Below are 19,795 nucleotides of genomic sequence, written 5' to 3'. Positions count from 1 at the left end.
TTACACCTATTTCAAAAAACCTTGTTTATATGCTTAAAATGCGATAAAAAATATATGGGATACAAAGGTAGGAAAATATTCCGTTAAGGTGCGGAAGTGATGAAAAATTGGAGAAGAAAATTGGGCTATCATCCAAAAAATATAAAATGAAGTTGAATTGGATTTAAGGTCAATCGATTATCAAACCTGATGTCTGAGCTTGAAAACCACCCATTCCGATTTGTGTATCAAAAATGTTCACTTGTGACTCACCTTTGATTTTATCGTTGGCATATACCTTAAGTGTTACTATACCATTTACTGTTCTCGTTGTTCCGTTTGCTGTAAAGGAAAATTCAAAAGGGCGATCGGTGGAGCTTACGTTTATAATTTTACTCCAAGTATTTGAATTAGAATGTATTTGTTCGAAAATTGTTTCTCCTTTTTCGTTAGTGTAAGAAACAGTAATAGATGGAGTATTCCCAGCAGGTATAAGGAAAAAACTATTGGTGCTGATTTCATACTTTAATTTTAGACTTGGATTAATATCATTTTTTTCTCCACATGATGAAAACAAAAACAATAGTAGAAGAACAGGGATAAAGTAGATTTTTGTCATGTGTTAATTTTGAAATTCGTAAATTGATGTATTTCGTTTTGCCTCCTAATGTATAAGTTATTTTTTGATTTTTGTATATGTTGAAATTCATTTAATTTTGATCGTACCAAAAGTCACCAAGTTCTCCTCTTATTATCACTACTTTCACCTCTATGAAGACACTCGGTATGATCGGTGGAACCTCTTGGCATTCTACCATAGCATATTATAGACTGATCAAGGAACTTGTGGGAGAGGTGATTGGTGCGGATCAGAATCCCCCTTTGATGCTGTATAGCATCAATATTCAGCTGATGCGGGAGCAAAACAAAGAAAAAAATTATTTTTGCTTGAAATGAAGATATCCATACGTTTTTTTGATGACAGAGAGGTACGTGCCGTTTGGGATGATGAACATGCCAAATGGTGGTTTAGTATCCTGGATATTGTTGGTGTGCTTAACGAGGAACCTGATTATACAAAAGTTAGAAACTATTGGAAATACCTAAAAGCCAAATTAAAAAATATGTATATCCGCTATTATACTTCTAACCAAATTAAATTAGTTCCTAGATTAATCCGATATTAATAGATATTAGATATTCATTGATATTGGCTTGAAATCATAGGCTTATACCACTTTATAGGTTCTACTGGTAAGAAAGCGGATATACATATTAAAAAAAGAAAGCAATCAGTTGGTTAGTGTCACTACCCAACTGAAATTAACAGCGGCTGATGGCAAAAAGTATAAAACTGATATGTTGGATAGCGATGGGATAGTAGAATTATCCAAAAGTTTCCCCAATAACAAGGCATCTAAATTTTTAGACTGGTTTCTCTACAGTGATACCAGCATTGACGGGCGAAGCAAGAAAAAAGCCTATTTGAATAACACAAAAGCGAACCTACTCACAAAGCATCAATACTTTTTAGTCTTTGGCACCCGCTTTCCCAATAATCTACTGTATTTTTGTCAAAAATTATTGATCAGTGGAAAATACAGCAGTAGCCAAACAACTCAAATCAAAAGGTCGAGTAATCATCAAAGAAGGCAATGGACGATTGATGGAAATCATTCAGCCTGCCTCTTGGACAGACAGCGATAGCCCCAAAGGTGTTTTTTTAATTTTTGATCTTTTTCAAATTAGATCCTTGACAGAGCAGTTCTCTGAGGTGTCCTTGGATGTGGTGGATTTTGCAACCAAAGCTACTATTTATCATAGTCCAGTAAACAGAGTCTTGCAAAGTGGGCCGATTGTAGATCGTAAAGTGAAGTTTTCCCTGATTAGAAATGAATATTGGAATAAGCTTTTGTTTGCATTTTCTCAGCCTGTGGTTTTTCAAGAAATCAAAGGGCAAGAGGCAGATTTTGAAACCAAAGAGCGTTTTCCTTTGTATGGCCCTGATGTAAAAGAAATGTATCTGAGTCCTGATGGGGATGTGAAGATTTTGAAAGGATGAATTTCAGTAAAGAATTAGAAGCTTTAGAAATATTTAGAAGGGTAGGTAAGATAGCCGATGAAATGGGCTTAGAAACCTACGTGGTAGGAGGTTATGTGCGTGATTTGATCATGGGCAGACCTTGTAAGGACATAGATTTCGTCTGTGTTGGGCCTGGTATAGCCTTAGCTACAGCAGTTGCTGAAAGCTTTCCAAGCCATGTACCGCTTTCTGTTTTTAAAAACTTCGGAACAGCCATGATCAAATTGGATGATTATGAAGTAGAATTTGTCGGAGCGAGACGGGAATCCTATAAATCTGACTCCAGAAAGCCAATCGTAGAGGATGGAACACTGCAAGAAGATCAGGAAAGGAGGGACTTCACCATCAATGCCATGGCCATCTGTGTCAATCAAGATCGTTTTGGTGAATTAATTGACCCTTTCGATGGATTGAAAGATATCAAGCGAAAAATCATCAAAACACCTACAGATCCCAATGTTACTTTTTCGGATGATCCTTTGCGCATGATGCGTGCCGTGAGATTTGCTTCTCAATTGCAATTTGATATCGATGCAGATACTTTTGAAGGCTTGGTTAATAATGCACATCGCTTAAGTATCATTTCAGGGGAGCGCATCATAGACGAGTTGAATAAAATGATCATGGTGGATAAGCCTTCTTATGGTTTCAAATTGCTTTTTGCCAGCAAGCTACTGCATGAGTTTTTCCCAGAGATGGTAGAGTTGCAAGGTGTGGATTCAGTTGGGGACAAATCTCACAAAGACAATTTTTATCATACGCTTCAAGTACTTGACAATATCTGTGTGATGACAGATAACCTTTGGCTTCGCTGGGCAGCCATAATGCATGACATTGCCAAGCCTGCCACCAAGCGGTTCAATGCTAAAGTTGGCTGGACATTCCATGGGCACGAAGACAAGGGTGCTAGAATGACGCCTGGGATATTTAGAAGGCTCAAACTTCCTATGGACGAGCGCATGAAATATGTGCAGTTACTTGTGAGGCTACACTTGAGACCAATTGCTTTGGTCAGTGATAAGGTGACAGACTCAGCAGTGAGAAGATTGCTGTTTGATGCTGGAGATGCTATTGATGACCTGATGAAGCTCTGTCGTGCGGATGTGACATCCAAGAATAACAATAAAGTTCAGCGCTATTTGGCCAATTTTGACAAGGTAGAACAGAAGATCTTAGAGGTAGAAGAGAAAGATCAGGTGAGAAATTTTCAGCCACCTGTTTCGGGAGAAGAAATTATGTCTATTTTTGGCCTCGATCCATCTAGAATCATCGGAGAACTCAAAGAAGAGATCAAAGAAGCCATCCTAGAAGGTCACATTCAAAACAATAAAGAGGAGGCTTTGCAGTTATTATACCGCTTGGCCGAAAACAGAGGACTGAAACCTAAAACAGAATAAATTCAGATGATGAACAGAATGAGATTACTTGTAGTGCTAATGCTATTTGCTGTAGTACCTGCGATGGCTCAAGAAGCACCCGCCACCGCTGAGACACCAGAATCAATCAGAAAAAGAAATGAAACCGATCAACGTGTATATCAATTGGCAATCCGTTACAATGACATGGCGGTAGCACGTACCAAACTGATGGAATTGATCGAAAGAAACCCTACCAATTCCCGATATGGGGAATTATTGGCAACATTGTACTTTGATACCAATCAATTTAGCGCTGCTGCATTGAGTGCATTGGATGTATTACAGATTAATGACAGAAGTATTGAGGCATTAGAAATAGCTGCTTATTCTTTGGAGCAAATAGGTGCCTTAGACAGGTCTTTGACTCAATTTGAGCGCTTATATTTATTAACAGATGATATTTTTGCTTTGTATAAGTCTGCTTACCTGCAGTTCAGTTTGAAGAAATTTGATGAAGCCATGAATTCCATCAATATGTTGGTGAAAAACGCTAAATCAGCAGAAGAGAAATTGGGTTTCCCAATCTCAGACACTGAAAACCAAGAAGTAAGTATGAGAGCAGCAGCTTTGAACTTGAAGGCACTAGTCTATGTAGAACAAGGCAGTAAAGAAGATGCTAGAAAAGCTTACCAAGAGGCTTTAGCTTTAGAACCTGACTTCAAGTTAGCCAAAGATGGTTTAAATGACCTGAATTAGTTGCTATCAAATCTCAATCTAAAAAAGCCTTGGAATGTTAATCATTCCGAGGCTTTTTTCATTTATACAAGAGATTTCGAGGAGAAATAGTATTAGCTAATAATCTGTGACAACCTATTCATTTTTACCCCAATTTTAAACAATTTCATAATATTGGAAAAGTACAAAAAAATGAATAATAATTATATTCACATTGAAAAATACCTCATTTTTACCCATTTTCTCCCGTCTCTCTCCCGACCGTGTTCCGACCGTGTCCCGTATCCCTCCCGACCATTCGCCGACTTTTGGCGAAAATCTAAGAAAACATATAATTATTTCAAGAATATAACTACTTAATTTTTTGCCTCATTATGAGTGCAATTTTATAAACCCCATTGGTTCTTCAGACCTGACAATGGAGGTGGGCTTGGACCCTCTTCGCTAAACTCCAACCTCTGCGCTCCCTTATGTCCTCTGCGGTAAAACACAAAAGACCTTCGAGGTTCAAAAAAAACCTCAAAGGTCAAGTAGTCCTTGTCAAAAATTTCCAGACTACCCACTCTTAATTCCCTTCATTTCTTAATGGTCAAAATACCTCAATCCTCAAAACCTCCAATCACCCCAATCTAAAACCCAACCTCTGCGCTCCCTTGTGTCCTCTGCGGTAAAATCTAAAAGACCTTCGAGGTTCTAAAAAACCTCAAAGGTCCAGCTGACCTTGTCAAAAATCTCCATACTACCCACCCTTAATTCCTTTGATTTCTTAATGGTCAAAATACCTCAATCCTCAAAACCTCCAATCACCCTCAATCTAAAACCTAAGCTCTGCGCTCCCCTGTGTCCTCTGCGGTAAAACACAAAAGACCTTCGAGGTTCAAAAAAAACCTCAAAGGTCAAGTAGCCCAATTCATAAATTTCACTCAGTCCAATAGATTTTTCGCCTGAAGCAAGTGACGTCTTTCGTGCTCGATGATGATTGCTATGGCTTGGTCTAATCTATAGACGATTAGTCTATTGGCAGGAGAGTGGATGATGCTGCCTATTTGGATATGGGAATCGAGTTCTTTGATTTTTGCAATCAATGCTTGCTGATGCTTTTCAAATTTTCGGATAATATCGTATTGATCTCCAGAGGATACACCAGGTTCCCAAAGTGGAAAAGTCTTGACTTTTTTAATATTAGAGACAGCTACTGATTTCATAATCATGTCTCCAAGCATTTTTGGGAAGAAGGCAATTTTAGAAATAAAAGCCAATGGCAATTCGCCTTTTTTGAGTTTATCGAAAATAGGGAAATAGCTGCTGTTCAGCGTGATCAAATGTTCTAAATTCTCAGCGATACTCCAAGTTTTAGCATTCGGCTTTTGAAATAAGATTTTCTGAGATAATTCCCCAAAAGTGCTCTTGACCTCTTCCGTGATTTCTTGAAGTGCTTTTATGTAACTTTTAGTCTGAGTCATGATTTAGCGGATTACTAGACAAAGGTAATACTTATGTTGAATTTTTTTATTCGGGGAAAAATAGAACAAAACTGATACTGTTTTTTTTTCAAGTTCTGAAATTCATTTTTTCTGATTTGAAAAGTATTTTTCTATTTACCAAAAATTCTTAAATTTTTACCAAAAAAAAAGTTATAAAATTTTGATAATTAATGATTTACAAATTTTTATTTTTTAAAACTTTTAAACTATCTTGCATGCATCAGCAAGAAATATGACTATGTTATAAATCTTGCCTTTAATCAAAAAGTACAATTTAGCATTCTATTGTGAGCCCTATTACGAAACATATGATCCCTGATTACCTCATCAAATCAAGCCAACTCTATGTGGTGGGGTTGGATATTGAGGGATGGATCAGTACGACGGGGTTGAAATTTGAAGAGGAATTTATGCTCTTCAAAAAAGAGTACATCAATAAGCCATTCATTTCGTTTTTGGATCCTTCAGAAGAGGGTTTATTTGAATTTTTATTGTCCGATTTATTAGAGACACCAAACAAAAGCAAGCAGGTGTTTTTAAGTTTTTCCAATCAGAAAAAGATCAATTGGGAGTTTTCTATCCTCAAGTCAGAAGAAGGTGACATTGAAGGAATTCTTGGCATAGGTCAAGAGGTGGTTGTTTCCAAGGAGTCAAATGATAGCGTGGAGCGCTTGTTTGGTCAAGCTGGTATCAAAATTAATACTACCGAGGACGTTTATATAAAGCTTAACTCAAACTGGGAATTGACAGCCATCAACGATCCTGCACAGCGATTTTTTAATAAATGCAGTAATTCCCTGCTCAATAAGACTATTTGGCAAGTTTACCCCAGCAAAAAAATCCATCAGTTTGCACTGGAATTTAAGAAGGCAAGGGAAGGTCAAGATATCATCAGTTTTGAAGAATATAGAGGAGATATCAATCGCTGGTATAAAATATTCTTGATTAATCATGAAGAAGCATTGCACGCTATACTTCAAGATATTACAGATGAACATCTAAAACGCTTAGAGTCCGAACAAGCAAAGATTACCTTGCAGCAAATTCTGGATCAAGCTGAGGAGAGTCATTTTTTGATTGACTTAGAATTGAATGTTTTGGGTTTCAATCAAAATGCAAAAAAAATGGTAAAGTGCCATTTCAAAAAGGAGCTAAAGCAAGGAGATGATTTCCTGCCATACCTTATGATTGGCATGGAAGAGCAGTTTCTCAAAGACTTAGAGCATGTTTTTGCTGGAAAATCTATTTCTTACGAAAAGGAAATTATGCATACTAGGACAGGTGAGGAATTATGGTTTGAGCATAAGTTTTCCCCACTTTTCAATGCAGATAAAAAAGTGATTGGCTTTGTGTATTCAAACAAAAACATTGCAGAGAAAAAGCAAGAATACAAGCGTGTAGAGGAAAAGAACAAGGTCTTGAGAGAAGTGGCCTACATTCAGTCTCACATGCTTCGATCTCCATTATCATCAATGCTGGGGTTGTTAGATTTAATTGATAAGAGACAGCTTGATGCAGAAAATACAAAGTACTTCTCATATTTGAAACCGTTGGCACAAGAGCTTGATATGGTGATTCGAGAGAATGCCCGCAAGGTCAACGAGTTTGATTAAGACAGTTTTTCATAATGTTATCTTGACTAAAAACCCAGATAGAGCTTTCTATCTGGTTTTTTTATGCCATTATGTTGCATGCTAAAGTGGTTTTTTACAGCATTTTAAAAACTAAATAGCAAACATTCTGTTTACATTTTACCAAGTACTGTGCTTCCTTGTGGGAAGTGCAACACAGGTTGGTCATTTCACATCAAGTTATGTAAAAATGAAAGATGTATTAAAAAATTATAATTCCAATGGGAATGGTCACGCTGACGAAGAAGAGAAAAATACTGATGCTGAGCTTCTAATCAAAGGAGCGATTTTCGTTAGAAATAAAGGAAATCTTGTCAAAGTTAAATTTGAAAATATCCTTTGGATGAAGGGAGATGGAAATTATACGACACTCGTGACTAGAGATACGGTATATTCTTTGAGAAATATTTTAAAGGATTTCGAATCTGTCCTTCCAGAAGCAGATTTTATGAGAATACATAAGAGCTACATCGTTCGTCTGGATGAAATCGTAGCGATCAATCCTAGAGAAATCATGGTTGGAAAGGATAGTGTACCTGTAGGTAGAACATACTATCAAAATCTAATCAATGGAATCAATAAATTGAGTTCAGGGGGCTCAGACTGAGCACCCCTGTCAGATTAACTTCTCCATAGCAGACTGCTATCGCCATAACTCAGGAACCTATATTCCATTTTTAAAGCTTGATCATAGATTTCCTTCCAGCCACCATTGGTAAATGCCGCCACCAATAAAATCAATGTGGACCCAGGCTGATGAAAATTGGTTACCAATCCATCACAAACTTTGAAATCATAGCTTGGCATGATAAATATTTCAGTGCTTCCTGTGATTTCTTCCAAGTGCTCTGATTCCATCATTTTCAAAATTGCAGCAAAGCTTTCTTGCCTACTTGGAAGCATGTTGTGAGATTGATAAGGGTAGAGTTTAGGAATCAAAAATGGTACATGTCCTTCCTGAATCAATTTTACACCATACCAATATAGGCTTTCTAGGGAGCGCATGGAGGTAGTACCCACTGCGATCAGTTTTTCACTGTGATTGGATAATGTCGCGATGGTGGATTTAGTAACGACAACTTGCTCACTGTGCATGGCATGCTCTGTGATTTTTTCAGCTTTGATTGGCTGAAAAGTTCCAGCGCCAACATGTAGTGTTAGAAATTCTTCCTTCACGTTCTTATCAGCAAGCTTTGCTAATACCTCTTCTGTAAAGTGTAATCCGGCAGTTGGAGCAGCGACGGCTCCTTCCTTTTTAGAGTATACAGTTTGGTACCTTGGTTTGTCTTCTTCTGTAGCCTTTCTGTTGAGATAGGGTGGAAGTGGAACCTCTCCAGATGCTTCCACGATGGAGACAAAAGGAGCATTACCAGTCCAAGTAAACTTCACTATTCTATTTGTCCGGTCTTCAAGGTGTGCTTTCAGTTGTATACGAGTGCCCTGATAGATCACTTCTCCACTCAAGATTTCTCCATCTTTCCATTTTTTCTGATTTCCAATCATCGTCTCCCAAGTCACAGATTCGGTGTTGATCATGACTTCATTGATGACTGTGGTGGGTAGTAGCGGTTTTAGCAAAAATATTTCAACTTTCGCTCCAGTCTCTCTTTGAAAAATCAACCTTGCTGGAATCACTTTGGTATTATTGAATACCATCAAGCTACCCGAAGGAATCAGATCCGGAAGTTGGCTAAAAGCTAAATGATTGATTAAGCCGTCCTTGTAGTGAAGCAATTTTGAAGCATCTCTCTTTTCAAGTGGAAACTTGGCGATTTTTTCTTCTGGTAGGGTATATTCGTAATCTGATAACTTTAGCTGGTCAAGTGTGTTTGATGACATAAGAAATGATATACTGCTATATTGGACTGCAAAGATAAACGATTATGCTCATCTGCCATGACCTTAAGAGCAGTAGAAACAAAATTAATAAGCAACCATGAAAGCCTTGAGAAATTTAGTTTTTGGATATAAGAAACATGTTTTGGACTTCAAATTTGATGCGGGTACTTCCAGAGGTATCTTGAAGCAAAAGGAGACTTTTTATATTTCAGTATGTGAAAAGTCCTTTCCAGATACCATTGGCTACGGCGAAGCTGGACCTTTGCCAAAATTAAGTCTGGATGATTTTCCTGATTTTGAGCAAAGACTTATCCAACTGATTAGCCAATTGAACGAACAGGATCTATCCTTGGAACAAATTGCTTTGGATGACTTCGTAAGTTTATATATTCCAGCCAAGTATCCCAGTGTTCGATTTGCCATAGAAACCGCCTTGTTGGATTTGAGAAATGGCGGTCAGCGCTTGATTTTTCCATCCGGTTTTACAGCTGAGCATAAGGCCATTCCTATCAATGGTTTGATTTGGATGGGGGATAGGGAATTTATGCTGGAGCAGATAGATCAAAAGCTCAAAGATGGATACAACTGTATCAAAATGAAAATTGGAGCCATAGACTTTGATCAGGAATGCGAACTTCTGGGGTATATCAGGGGAAAGTTTGATTCTTCACAGGTCACCTTGCGCGTAGATGCGAATGGAGCTTTTAGTCCTGATGATGCAATAGAGAAGTTGAATCGCCTTGCTATATATGATTTACACAGCATCGAGCAACCCATCAAACAAGGTCAAATTGAAGCCATGAGACAGCTTTGCGAAGTGACTCCGCTTCCCATTGCTTTGGATGAAGAGTTGATAGGCGTGGATGATTTTGAGGCTAAAAGAATGCTTTTGGAAAAGATCAATCCTCAGTTTATTATTCTGAAACCTACATTGGTGGGAGGACTTCGCTCCTGTGATGATTGGATTGCTTTAGCAGAGAAAATGAATATTGGCTGGTGGATAACCTCTGCCTTGGAAAGTAATATTGGACTAAATGCTATTGCTCAATATACGGCCGCTTTTGATCCAGAAATGCCACAAGGGCTAGGTACAGGCCAACTCTATCACAATAACATTGAATCTCCGCTAAGAATAGATGCGGGAACACTGAAATATGATAGAAAGCTTAAATGGGGGATGTGATTATTTACAATTGAGGCAGTATTTTTTGATTGATATCGCAATCATTATAGAAATTGTCTTTGGTCAATAGTCCACTTTCGAATGTCATCTGAAGCTCATTGAAACTGTAAAAAATGATTATGTATATCCGCTGTAGCACCTGTAACCATATTTAATTACGCACACACCTTAAATTCAGCTGTTGTCCGTCGACTATTATTCGCTTTATCCTTTCGATTTATTTAATTACTGGTGTCATTGCGGATAATCATAAAAATGACTATTAATCGCTCTAGCATTACAAAGCGGCGAATTACATTAGATTCTCAGAGAATCATAGCATTCAAATAATGCTTAAAACCAAAAAGCGGTTCAAACCTAAGTTTGAACTGCTTTTAAGGTTGTCAATGAATATGTATTAAGCTAACTTTACATTCACTGCGTTAAGGCCTTTTCTTCCTTCTTTAAGGTCGAAAGTCACTGAATCATCTTCTCTGATTTCGTCAACCAATCCTGAGATGTGTACAAAATACTCTTTAGAAGATTCATCTTCGATGATAAAACCGAATCCTTTGGACTCATTAAAAAATTTTACTTTTCCTGTGTTCATGATAATATTATTGAATTAATTAATGATTCAAAGGTACGGATACTTTCCTCATAAAAAACTTATTTGTAAAATATTTTTCTGTAAAGTTTACATTTTACCAAAATATACTTCAAATCAACTCAGATAATCCGATTGATTTTTACCAAATATTTGGAAAGCAACAAGATGCTAGACTTTATATTGAGGGTTTGTTGAGTAAGTCACATTGAAAGTTGACAGCCGACAGACCACGGACTACAGAAATAGAAATCAATGAAAAGCTTGAAGGGGAAATCTCCCATTCCCTATTTCCCCAATCCCTTAATAACCCAATCCCCAATCTTCCAATTCCTAATAACTAATTCCCCAATCCCTAATTCCCCAATAACTCAATAACTCAATAACTCAATAACTCAATCTTCCAATTCCTAATAGCTAATCCCTCAATCCTCACTCTTCAATTTATGTGACTTTGTATCGTATTTCCCCTCCAACTCGTCAATTTTTGAGTTTTTCCACATCTTCACTCCTGTGAAATAAGAGGCCCTCCCGATCATGTGTGCACCTACGGGGGCTGTAAGTAGCATAAAAACGATGATCGCGATCACTCTTGCCAATATCGCAGTATCCGAAAAATAGATTCCAGCACCCAGCAAAATCAATCCAATGCCAAGCGTGGCAGCTTTGGTAGTTACAGAAATCCTCAAGTATAAGTCTGGCATTTTTACGATACCTACGGCGGCCAAAAGGATAAATAGTGCTCCAAGTGAGCTGAGAATGATTACGATTATTTCAGTCATTTTTTTCTCTTTTTTCAAGGTAATAGGCAAATGCTACCGTGCCCAAAAATGCAATCAATGCAAGGATCATTGCAATATCTAGGAATGCTGGCTGATTGGTGATGATGCTATATACTGCAATGATACCAATGCCTGTAGTAAGAAGTAAATCCAAAGCCACAACTCTGTCCGAGAGTTTGGGTCCGATTAGAAACCTGATGAAAATAATCAAGATCGATACGGCCAAGATCGGCAGGATAATGTAATATAAGTAGTCGTAAACGCTCATCTTGTTATTTCTAATAATCTACGTTCGAATCCATTTTTGATGTTAGCTACAAATTCCTCTCTATCCTTGACATACATCGCGTGTACATACAAGACCTTTCGGTCATCTGACACGTCTAGACTCAGAGTACCAGGTGTGAGCGTAATTAAATTTGCCAGTAAGGTGATCTCTAGGTCAGACTTGGCATCGAGGGGGATTTTTACAATACCGGGCTCCATGTAATGTCTAGGAGTGATCACATCATAAGCTACTTCTATATTGGCTTTGATCAATTCATAAAGAAAGAAAAAGACAAAGCCTATAAGTTTTGGGATTCTGTTGAAGTATTTGTTGTCTCTTCTGTCAGTAGCTGTAATCCATAATAGGAAAAAGCTGAGCGCAAATCCAAACACAAAGTTCTCAACTGTAAAAGCCCCAGTGATGGCTACCCAAATCAAGGATAGTAAGAGATTGCTTAAGAATTTGGTTTTGATCATGGTGTAGTGGTTTTAGATCCTAAAACTGCCTCGATGTAAGCCGAAGGATTGATCAGTTCAGCTGCAATTTGCTTACTCAATAAGATGATATGCTCAGCTGCCAAACCAATATACAGAGAAGTAGCAGCTAATAAAACGATTGGAATGACCATAGCCCATTGCTTCAAAGGTTTTAACTCTTTGAAGTATTTGACATTGATCTTTTTTGGAAGGTCTTTAGCATCTTTCCAGAATACCTCAGACCATAGTTTGGCGATTACCCATAAGGTCAGAAAGCTCCCTAGTAGAATGAAACCAATCAAAGTATACTGACCTTCCAAATAGCTACCTTGGATCAAGAATAGCTTGGCCCAAAAACCGGAGAGGGGAGGTATTCCAACCAAGGAAAATAGGGGGATTGCCATCAAGAGAGAGAATTTGGGGTATTTTTTATAGATACCTCCCAGTTTTTCAATATTCAAGGTGCCTTTCAGTTTGAAAATAAGACCTGAAATCAAAAACAGATTCGTTTTGACAATGATGTCATGGATCAAGTAGAAAATGGCTCCCACAAGAGCCAACTCTGTGTAAATCCCCAAACCAGCAATCATAAATCCAATATGGCAGACGATCAGGTAAGAAAATATTTTCCGCATATTGACCTGTAAGATCGCACCAAGTCCACCAGATAAAATGGTCATGGCTGCCAATACGATCAATAAATTGCTCAAAAAAGCATCAGGTACAAAGATTAATGTGAATATCCTCAATAAAGCATAGACACCTACTTTTGTCAACAAACCACCAAAGATAGCCGAGATAGCAGGGGGAGGGGTATGATATGAAGCAGGAAGCCAAAAATACAGTGGAAAAATGGCCGATTTAATTCCAAAACCCACTAAGAATAGAATTGCCACTACATTGACCAAACCTCTATTTTCAATCTGAGCTACTTGCTCGGAAAGATCTGCCATATTGAGACTACCAGCCAAGCCATACAAGATTGCAATGGCTGTCAGGAAAATAGCCGAAGCCAATAGATTCATAGTGACATATTTGATGGCTCCTTCTATTTGTGCTTTTTCACCACCAATAGTAATCAGTACAAATGAAGCGATGATGATGATCTCAAACCAAACATAAAGATTGAAAATATCTCCCGTCAAAAAGGCACCATTGAGCCCCATTAATAGGAAATTTAAAATTGGGAAATAACCAAACTTTAATCGGGCATTTCTAATGCTTCCCGTTGAGAATACAGCTACAGCCATTCCAGCTATGGCAGTCAGCAATACCATCGTTGCACTGAAGACATCAGCTACAAATGTGATCCCAAATGGTGCTTTCCAGCCGCCAGCCTGCATGGTTAAGATACCATTTTGATAGACTTCTTTTAGGAGCCAAATAGCTATTCCCAATGAAACCAGGCTACAAATGATCGTAATCAGTCGCTGTGCATTGACCCTAAACCAGAAAAACAGCAGTAAGACGGCTGTGAATAATTGGAAAATTACGGGTAAAATTATGTATGGATTATTCATAAATTTCGTCGGTAGTATTCAATTCATCCAAATCATCTGTGTCGGTGATTTTGTAAGCTCTTTTGACAAGGATGATGGCAAATGATTGTAAACCAAAACTAATTACAATCGCGGTGAGTATCAAAGCTTGGGGTACAGGGTCAGCATAGATTTCAGTGAGCATCTTAGCAGAAGATTCTATGAGCGGGGGCTTTCCTTTGACAATACGACCCAATAGGAATATCAGCATATTTGCTCCATTTCCCAATAAAATCAAACCAATGATCAGCTTAACCATACTCCTTCTGAGCATCATGAAGATACCCGAAGCATAAAGCAGTCCAATCAAAATGACGAGTAGTAATTCCATATCAAAGTGTTTCTGAAATAGTGAAAATGATCGTAAGTGTCACACCAATGACTACCAAGTAGACACCCGTGTCAAAAAATAAAGCTGAACCCACCATCCCAATCACAGGTAATGGATCTTCAAACCATAATCCAGTCATGAAACTTTGTCCTACCAACAATGGCGCAGCACCACTCAAGAGGGCAATGCATAAACCTATAGGCATCAAGAAACCAGGGTGAAACTTGATCAAGCTCTTCGTTTGCTCTAAGCCATTGGCAAAGGAGTGAATGACGAAAGCGATAGAAGCGATCAATCCTCCTACAAAACCTCCTCCGGGTAAATAGTGTCCTCTCAATAAGATAAATACTGAAAAGAGCACCAATAGTGGTAAAAGGTAGGTTGAAGCTGTTTTGAATATAATAGTCTTCATATTATTCCTTCTCTATACTTTTGAGTCTCAATTTTAATAAACTAAATACACCAATGGCAGCGATAACTAAAACAGTGATTTCTACAATGGTATCTAGCCCTCTAAAATCTACTAGAATGACATTGACCACGTTTTTACCTTTGGCAAGGATATAGGCACTTTCTGCATAGAAGATTGATGTTTCTCGATTCAATGGCTCTGCAAGCACTTCTAGTGTCAAGATAGCGATCAATGTTCCAAAGAATAAGGAAAGAATCCCATCTCTTACCCTGATTCGTCGCTTGGAGAAAGTTTTGTATTTGGGTAAGTTGTATATTACCAGGACAAAGAGAATAACGGTCAATGTATCAATAGAGAATTGGGTCATTGCCAAATCAGGTGCAGAATAGAATAAGAAAATCAAACAAATCGAATAACCTATCACTCCCAAGGAGGCTACAGCCACGAGTCTTGATCTAGAGAAAACTGTGAAAATGATCGAGACGATCATGATCAGCACGACGATCACCTCATAAATGGTCAATTCGGTGAGCTTGGCAGTATCCACGTAGAAGTTTACACCTTGATAGAGTCTATAGCCCAGTAATATAGTCAAAAATCCAAGTATGGTAATTACATAATTCCTCAGGTATCCATTTTGAAAAAAACCAGTCCAAAATTTAGCAAAACCTGAAAATAACCTCCCAAATAATAGTGCAATGGTCTGCGGAGAGAATAGCTCAAACTTGAGAGTTTTTCCAAAAAGTGCTTCTGAAGGCTTCAATTTCCAATAGAGGAGAACGCCTAGCGTTAAGGTTAGCATACTCAGTCCTAGGACAACATTGAACCCATGCCAAAGCTTCAAGTGAATGACTGTATCATTATTAGTCAGACTGCTGAATACTGGTTGAATTAGATTTTTCTCAATCAATACAGGGAAAAGACCAAAAATCAAGCCCAAAGCAGCCAAGATCAATGGAGGTACCCACATGGTTGGGTGTGGGAGATGAACTTTGGAGAACTCAGCAGGTAGATTTCCCACAAATGGTTTATAACCAGCCAAAAGTCCTGCAAAGAGAAGACAAATATTCGTAAGGATAGCTGCGCCAGTCAGGAGATAAGCCCAATCTCCAAAGTGCAAGGTGGCTTCATAGATCAGGTCTTTGCCAATAAAGCCGAAGAAAGGAGGGGCTCCAGCATTGGAAAGTGCTGCCAGTCCAGCAGCTATAGCCACAGGCATCATGACTTTTCTTAATCCACCTAATACTGTCACATCTCGAGTGCTAGTTTCATGATCTACAATGCCAGTAATCAAGAAAAGCGTGGCTTTGTATAAAGCATGAACTAGAATAAATACGCCAGCTGCGAGCAAAGATTCTTCGGTTCCTAATCCAATCAGAAAAACCAATATTCCTAAAGCTGAGATGGTCGAATAGGCCAAGATGCTTTTCATATCCATTCTAAAGATAGAGTGAATAGCTGCATAGACCATCGTCACTGCTCCAACGATGATCAATGTGGTATTCCATTCTGTAGTGCCACCAAGTAGAGGGGTGAACCTAGCTAGTATGTAAATACCAGCTTTGACCATCGTCGCGGAGTGTAGGTAAGTACTCACAGGTGTGGGTGCTTTCATCGCTCCTGGTAGCCAAAAGTGAAAAGGGAACTGTGCAGATTTGGTAAATGCTCCTAGGAAAACCAATAGGATAATCCAGCCATAACTTGCATGCTCTTGAATTAAACTTCCATTGGCTAATAACTCTTGAAATGAGTAAGACCCACCAGCAGTTCCCAGAAGCAACATCCCTGCAAGTAGAAATAATCCACCCATTCCAGTAATACTTAAGGCTAGTAAAGCAGATTTTCTTGACTTGGGATCATCATTATTGAATCCGATCAAGAAGAAGGAACTGATACTGGTAAGTTCCCAAAATATAAATAGTGTGATGATATTGTCAGATAACACCAAGCCTAGCATAGAAGCCATAAACATACTCAGGTAGCCATAAAACCTATCTAAATAAACGTGGCCTTTGAGATAGCTGTAGGTGTAGAAGAATACCAGTGTACCAATTCCGGTGATCAACAAAGCAAAGAGCATGGAAAGTCCATCCAAGTGGAAGGAAAGGTTGATACCAAAGCTGGGAACCCATTCGTACACAAAATTTAACTTTTCACCTTTCCCAATTTTCGGTAAGTAGCTCGCAAAATATACAAATAAGCTCAAGGGCAAGAAAGGTAGCAAAATGGATCCCTTTCCTTTGATAATCTTGCTCAATAGCGGAATCAATGCTGCGGCAATGAATCCAGATAAGATGGCTATAATCATGTATCTCTGAGTATTTCTTTTGCGGTTTAAAAATTCTAAATTACAAAAAAAAGGCCTAGGTCTTGCCTAGTCTTTTTGATAGAAGGCAATTAGCTAATATTGACCCATTCAGTTTTTGTGTGTTTTTCTAATTGATTATTCAAAAATATACTGAAATTGATACTAATATGATATTGATTTAGCTTATTTTCTGAAAAAACATAAAAATTGAGTATTTTTACTTTTATCAAACCTTAAAACCATAAAATGACAAACAACAAATACCAAAATGAAGTAGCTAAGCGCTTCACGATTTACAATAGCCTGTTTTTAGATCTTCCTTTTAGCGACATCAATAGAACTGGAACCTTGCTTCCGATCTTAGCAAGTAAATGTGAAGAGGGCTATCAAAAGGACAAAAGCCCAAAGGAGATCATTCAAGGATTTTTTCAAGAGTTGATGTCTAAAAATTCTGACGAAGAAAGACATAACTTGCTTTTCAAGATGGTACAATATGTAGAAAGGCAAGTGGTCTTGTTTGATTCAATAGAAGATGCAGCCTTTGATAAAATCCATGACTTGAGAGGAAAGGGAAGTGTACAAGCTCTTCTAGCTAGAGTAGAAAACGACCGCAAAAAGGAGGCTTTAATCGAAAAGCTCAATAATTTTTCTGTGAGACTTACACTAACTGCTCACCCTACGCAATTTTATCCAGGTAATGTCTTAGGAATTATCACCGACCTTGAGACAGCCATCAAAAATAATGATCTTGGTAATATCAACCTGCTTTTACAACAGCTGGGTAAAACAGGTTTTATCAATAAAGAAAAACCTACACCACTAGATGAGGCTGTGAGTTTGATTTGGTTTTTGACAAATGTATTTTACAAAAGTATCCCTGATATCCTTACCCGATTACTCAATAGTTTGGATATTCCTTTGCATGAATGGGATAATCCTGGCTTGTTGAAAGTTGGATTTTGGCCAGGAGGAGATAGGGATGGTAATCCATTTGTGACACATGACATCACGGTAAAAGTAGCCGAGAGACTACAAAAGTGGATTTTGAGGTGCTACTACAGAGATGTGCGTTTGATCAAGAGAAGGTTGACCTTCAAGCACGTGGAGCCAATCATGGCAAAAGTTGAATCAGGTCTATTCAATTCCCTTTTCGAGGATCAGAGTTTTTATACAAGCAAGGATGCGCTATTGTCGGACTTGATGGAAGCAAGGAAATGTTTGGTAGAATACCATGATGGACTTTTCCTAGATCAGCTGGATGAATTTATCTTGAAGGTCAAAATATTCGGCTTCCACTTTGCCAATATGGATGTAAGACAGGATAGTAGGAAGCACGATGGGCTTTGGGATGAATTGATAGCATTGAAATTAGGTTCCAAAGAGTTAGAAAAGTATCATGAACTGTCTGAAGCAGAAAAGATCAGCTTTCTGTTTGATATTGACCAATTGCCTGCTTTCGATAATATTCAGGATGATTTTCACAAGGAAATGTTGAAGAGTTTTGATGCTATACAGACTGTTCAAAAAGAGAATGGAGAAGATGGCTTGCATAGGTATATTATTTCCAATTGCCAATCGGCCTTACATGTTTTAGAGGTTTTTAAATTGGCGCAGTTGAACATCAAACACCAATCTGGTCAATTACCATTAGATATTGTTCCCCTATTTGAGACCATCGATGACCTTGCCAAAGCTCCCAAAATCATGGAGCAATTGTATAAAAATGAAGCCTATGCAGCTCATCTTCAAAGCAGAGGTGCCAAGCAAACCATCATGTTGGGTTTTTCTGATGGTACCAAGGATGGAGGCTACATCAGGGCCAATTGGTCTATTTTACAAGCAAAAGAAGAGTTGACAAAGGTTTCGAGACTATATGATGTCAGTGTGGTCTTCTTCGATGGAAGAGGTGGACCTCCTGCTAGAGGTGGAGGAAATATGCATAATTTCTATGCTTCACTAGGCCCGCAGGTTGAAAATAAGGAAATACAGATTACCATACAGGGACAAACAATCTCTGCAAATTATGGCAAACCAGTATCTTGTACCTATAATCTAGAACAACTACTCTGTGCTGGAATAGAAAACGAACTTTATCCATCTTCCGAAAAATCTCTTACTGACGAGCAAAGAGCCTTGATCAATCGAATGGCAGATGTCTCTTATCAGTTTTATAAAGATTTTAAAAACCACCCACAGTTTCTGCCATATTTGGAGCATGTGACCCCTTTAAAATATTTTGGCAAAGTGAATATTGGTTCTAGGCCTTTGAAAAGAGGAAAGGATAGTGGGTTGAAGTTCGATGATTTGAGAGCGATTCCATTTGTTGGGTCTTGGGCCCAAATGAAGCAGAATATTCCTGGGTTCTTTGGAGTGGGAGCAGCTTTAGAAGCGTTGAAAGCCGAGGGGAGATTTGAAGCAGCTCAGGCACTGTATCAAGATTCCCTATTTTTCAGATCGCTTCTGGGAAATAGTATGCAGTCATTGGCCAAATCATTTTATAAGTCTACAGCTTATCTTCAGAATGACACCAAATATGCGGACCTCTGGAACCTGATGTTTGGAGAATATCAACGGACTTTGAAGCTAATTCTTGAAGTCTCTGGCATGGATGTTTTACTTCAAGATAATTTGACCTCAAAAGAGTCCATTGAGATCAGGGAAAAAATCGTACTTCCATTGATCACCATACAGCAGTATGCTATTCAGACTATGTTGGAGCGTGGAGAGGATGATCCTGTCCTGCAGAAATTAATCCTTCGAACCATGTTTGGAATCATCAATGCGGCTAGAAATGCGGCATAG

The 19,795-nt window shown here is 38.3% G+C and carries 20 protein-coding genes; 9 read left to right on the top strand and 11 right to left on the bottom strand.

Annotated features, from left to right (window positions below):
- Positions 1-169: 169 nt before the first annotated feature.
- On the bottom strand, positions 170-598 hold the full coding sequence (locus tag BW935_RS09305; protein WP_076500893.1) for a hypothetical protein: 429 nt from the start codon (positions 596-598) through the stop codon (positions 170-172).
- A 152-nt stretch (positions 599-750) separates the two neighbouring features.
- Here BW935_RS09305 and BW935_RS09300 point away from each other — a divergent pair, with 152 nt between their 5' ends.
- From BW935_RS09300 to BW935_RS09275, 5 genes are all read left to right on the top strand, one after another.
- Entirely contained in the window at positions 751-936 is a 186-nt protein-coding gene (locus BW935_RS09300) for a hypothetical protein (RefSeq protein WP_245802673.1), read from the top strand.
- Positions 933-1,166, top strand: coding sequence for a BRO-N domain-containing protein (locus tag BW935_RS09295; RefSeq protein WP_217695360.1), 234 nt, complete (start codon positions 933-935; stop codon positions 1,164-1,166). Before BW935_RS09300 ends, BW935_RS09295 begins: the two co-directional genes overlap by 4 nt.
- Positions 1,167-1,570: 404 nt before the next feature.
- Positions 1,571-2,041 (top strand): hypothetical protein, encoded by a 471-nt coding sequence (locus BW935_RS09285; RefSeq protein WP_076500892.1) that lies wholly within the window; start codon positions 1,571-1,573, stop codon positions 2,039-2,041.
- A complete protein-coding gene (locus BW935_RS09280) occupies positions 2,038-3,459 on the top strand; it encodes a CCA tRNA nucleotidyltransferase (protein ID WP_076500890.1) in 1,422 nt (473 codons plus the stop codon). The genes BW935_RS09285 and BW935_RS09280 overlap by 4 nt, the downstream gene beginning before the upstream one ends.
- An 18-nt stretch (positions 3,460-3,477) precedes the next feature.
- Complete coding sequence (locus BW935_RS09275) at positions 3,478-4,176, top strand: tetratricopeptide repeat protein (RefSeq protein WP_394333609.1); 699 nt, start codon at positions 3,478-3,480, stop codon at positions 4,174-4,176.
- Between the two features lie 902 nt (positions 4,177-5,078).
- On the opposite strand, the gene BW935_RS09270 is transcribed toward BW935_RS09275, so the two are convergent.
- Positions 5,079-5,618: a DinB family protein gene (locus BW935_RS09270; protein WP_076500886.1), complete on the bottom strand. Its 540-nt coding sequence runs from the start codon at positions 5,616-5,618 to the stop codon at positions 5,079-5,081.
- A 329-nt stretch (positions 5,619-5,947) separates the two neighbouring features.
- Here BW935_RS09270 and BW935_RS09265 point away from each other — a divergent pair, with 329 nt between their 5' ends.
- Positions 5,948-7,252 (top strand): PAS domain-containing protein, encoded by a 1,305-nt coding sequence (locus BW935_RS09265; protein WP_076500884.1) that lies wholly within the window; start codon positions 5,948-5,950, stop codon positions 7,250-7,252.
- Positions 7,253-7,460: 208 nt separating this feature from the next.
- The gene (locus BW935_RS09260) at positions 7,461-7,877 is read left to right on the top strand and encodes a LytR/AlgR family response regulator transcription factor (protein ID WP_076500882.1); all 417 of its coding nucleotides are present in this window, start codon (positions 7,461-7,463) and stop codon (positions 7,875-7,877) included.
- A gap of 14 nt (positions 7,878-7,891) precedes the next feature.
- Here BW935_RS09260 and BW935_RS09255 read toward each other — a convergent pair whose 3' ends face one another.
- A complete protein-coding gene (locus tag BW935_RS09255) occupies positions 7,892-9,109 on the bottom strand; it encodes an S-adenosylmethionine:tRNA ribosyltransferase-isomerase (RefSeq protein WP_076500880.1) in 1,218 nt (405 codons plus the stop codon).
- Positions 9,110-9,206: 97 nt separating this feature from the next.
- On the opposite strand from BW935_RS09255, the gene menC reads away from it, so the two are divergent.
- Complete coding sequence (gene menC / locus BW935_RS09250; protein WP_076500879.1) at positions 9,207-10,292, top strand: o-succinylbenzoate synthase; 1,086 nt, start codon at positions 9,207-9,209, stop codon at positions 10,290-10,292.
- A 397-nt stretch (positions 10,293-10,689) separates the two neighbouring features.
- Here menC and BW935_RS09245 read toward each other — a convergent pair whose 3' ends face one another.
- From BW935_RS09245 to BW935_RS09210, 8 genes are all read right to left on the bottom strand, one after another.
- The gene (locus BW935_RS09245) at positions 10,690-10,881 is read right to left on the bottom strand and encodes a cold-shock protein (RefSeq protein WP_076500877.1); all 192 of its coding nucleotides are present in this window, start codon (positions 10,879-10,881) and stop codon (positions 10,690-10,692) included.
- A 422-nt stretch (positions 10,882-11,303) separates the two neighbouring features.
- Positions 11,304-11,660, bottom strand: coding sequence for a monovalent cation/H(+) antiporter subunit G (gene mnhG, locus BW935_RS09240; RefSeq protein ID WP_076500875.1), 357 nt, complete (start codon positions 11,658-11,660; stop codon positions 11,304-11,306).
- Positions 11,653-11,928 carry a cation:proton antiporter gene (locus tag BW935_RS09235; protein ID WP_076500874.1) on the bottom strand — a complete coding sequence of 92 codons (276 nt, stop codon included), beginning with the start codon at positions 11,926-11,928 and terminating at the stop codon, positions 11,653-11,655. Before BW935_RS09235 ends, mnhG begins: the two co-directional genes overlap by 8 nt.
- A complete protein-coding gene (locus BW935_RS09230; protein WP_175606656.1) occupies positions 11,925-12,404 on the bottom strand; it encodes a Na+/H+ antiporter subunit E in 480 nt (159 codons plus the stop codon). The genes BW935_RS09235 and BW935_RS09230 overlap by 4 nt, the downstream gene beginning before the upstream one ends.
- The gene (locus tag BW935_RS09225; RefSeq protein WP_076500872.1) at positions 12,401-13,924 is read right to left on the bottom strand and encodes a proton-conducting transporter transmembrane domain-containing protein; all 1,524 of its coding nucleotides are present in this window, start codon (positions 13,922-13,924) and stop codon (positions 12,401-12,403) included. The genes BW935_RS09230 and BW935_RS09225 overlap by 4 nt, the downstream gene beginning before the upstream one ends.
- A complete protein-coding gene (locus tag BW935_RS09220) occupies positions 13,917-14,273 on the bottom strand; it encodes a Na+/H+ antiporter subunit C (protein WP_076500870.1) in 357 nt (118 codons plus the stop codon). Before BW935_RS09220 ends, BW935_RS09225 begins: the two co-directional genes overlap by 8 nt.
- Position 14,274: 1 nt before the next feature.
- The gene (locus BW935_RS09215) at positions 14,275-14,685 is read right to left on the bottom strand and encodes a Na+/H+ antiporter subunit B (protein ID WP_076500868.1); all 411 of its coding nucleotides are present in this window, start codon (positions 14,683-14,685) and stop codon (positions 14,275-14,277) included.
- Position 14,686: 1 nt separating this feature from the next.
- Entirely contained in the window at positions 14,687-16,993 is a 2,307-nt protein-coding gene (locus tag BW935_RS09210; RefSeq protein ID WP_076500866.1) for a putative monovalent cation/H+ antiporter subunit A, read from the bottom strand.
- Between the two features lie 246 nt (positions 16,994-17,239).
- Between BW935_RS09210 and BW935_RS09205 the strand changes: the two genes are divergently transcribed.
- Entirely contained in the window at positions 17,240-19,795 is a 2,556-nt protein-coding gene (locus BW935_RS09205) for a phosphoenolpyruvate carboxylase (protein ID WP_076500864.1), read from the top strand.

It is taken from the genome of Belliella pelovolcani (genome assembly GCF_900156785.1).
Classification (GTDB): Bacteria; Bacteroidota; Bacteroidia; order Cytophagales; family Cyclobacteriaceae; genus Belliella; species Belliella pelovolcani.
Note: the sequence above shows the minus strand (reverse complement) of the source record. Positions and strands in the feature narration are given on the sequence as shown.

Excerpts from the sequence above, each read along its gene's own strand:
- BW935_RS09215 (WP_076500868.1), bottom strand. The coding sequence starts at position 14,685 with ATGAAGACTATTATATTCAAAACAGCTTCAACCTACCTTTTACCACTA.
- BW935_RS09300 (WP_245802673.1), top strand. The coding sequence starts at position 751 with ATGAAGACACTCGGTATGATCGGTGGAACCTCTTGGCATTCTACCATA.
- mnhG (WP_076500875.1), bottom strand. The coding sequence starts at position 11,660 with ATGACTGAAATAATCGTAATCATTCTCAGCTCACTTGGAGCACTATTT.
- BW935_RS09280 (WP_076500890.1), top strand. The coding sequence starts at position 2,038 with ATGAATTTCAGTAAAGAATTAGAAGCTTTAGAAATATTTAGAAGGGTA.
- BW935_RS09295 (WP_217695360.1), top strand. The coding sequence starts at position 933 with ATGAAGATATCCATACGTTTTTTTGATGACAGAGAGGTACGTGCCGTT.
- BW935_RS09220 (WP_076500870.1), bottom strand. The coding sequence starts at position 14,273 with ATGGAATTACTACTCGTCATTTTGATTGGACTGCTTTATGCTTCGGGT.
- BW935_RS09235 (WP_076500874.1), bottom strand. The coding sequence starts at position 11,928 with ATGAGCGTTTACGACTACTTATATTACATTATCCTGCCGATCTTGGCC.
- BW935_RS09225 (WP_076500872.1), bottom strand. The coding sequence starts at position 13,924 with ATGAATAATCCATACATAATTTTACCCGTAATTTTCCAATTATTCACA.
- BW935_RS09210 (WP_076500866.1), bottom strand. The coding sequence starts at position 16,993 with ATGATTATAGCCATCTTATCTGGATTCATTGCCGCAGCATTGATTCCG.
- BW935_RS09305 (WP_076500893.1), bottom strand. The coding sequence starts at position 598 with ATGACAAAAATCTACTTTATCCCTGTTCTTCTACTATTGTTTTTGTTT.
- menC (WP_076500879.1), top strand. The coding sequence starts at position 9,207 with ATGAAAGCCTTGAGAAATTTAGTTTTTGGATATAAGAAACATGTTTTG.
- BW935_RS09230 (WP_175606656.1), bottom strand. The coding sequence starts at position 12,404 with ATGATCAAAACCAAATTCTTAAGCAATCTCTTACTATCCTTGATTTGG.
- BW935_RS09255 (WP_076500880.1), bottom strand. The coding sequence starts at position 9,109 with ATGTCATCAAACACACTTGACCAGCTAAAGTTATCAGATTACGAATAT.
- BW935_RS09275 (WP_394333609.1), top strand. The coding sequence starts at position 3,478 with ATGAGATTACTTGTAGTGCTAATGCTATTTGCTGTAGTACCTGCGATG.
- BW935_RS09265 (WP_076500884.1), top strand. The coding sequence starts at position 5,948 with ATGATCCCTGATTACCTCATCAAATCAAGCCAACTCTATGTGGTGGGG.
- BW935_RS09270 (WP_076500886.1), bottom strand. The coding sequence starts at position 5,618 with ATGACTCAGACTAAAAGTTACATAAAAGCACTTCAAGAAATCACGGAA.
- BW935_RS09245 (WP_076500877.1), bottom strand. The coding sequence starts at position 10,881 with ATGAACACAGGAAAAGTAAAATTTTTTAATGAGTCCAAAGGATTCGGT.
- BW935_RS09205 (WP_076500864.1), top strand. The coding sequence starts at position 17,240 with ATGACAAACAACAAATACCAAAATGAAGTAGCTAAGCGCTTCACGATT.
- BW935_RS09260 (WP_076500882.1), top strand. The coding sequence starts at position 7,461 with ATGAAAGATGTATTAAAAAATTATAATTCCAATGGGAATGGTCACGCT.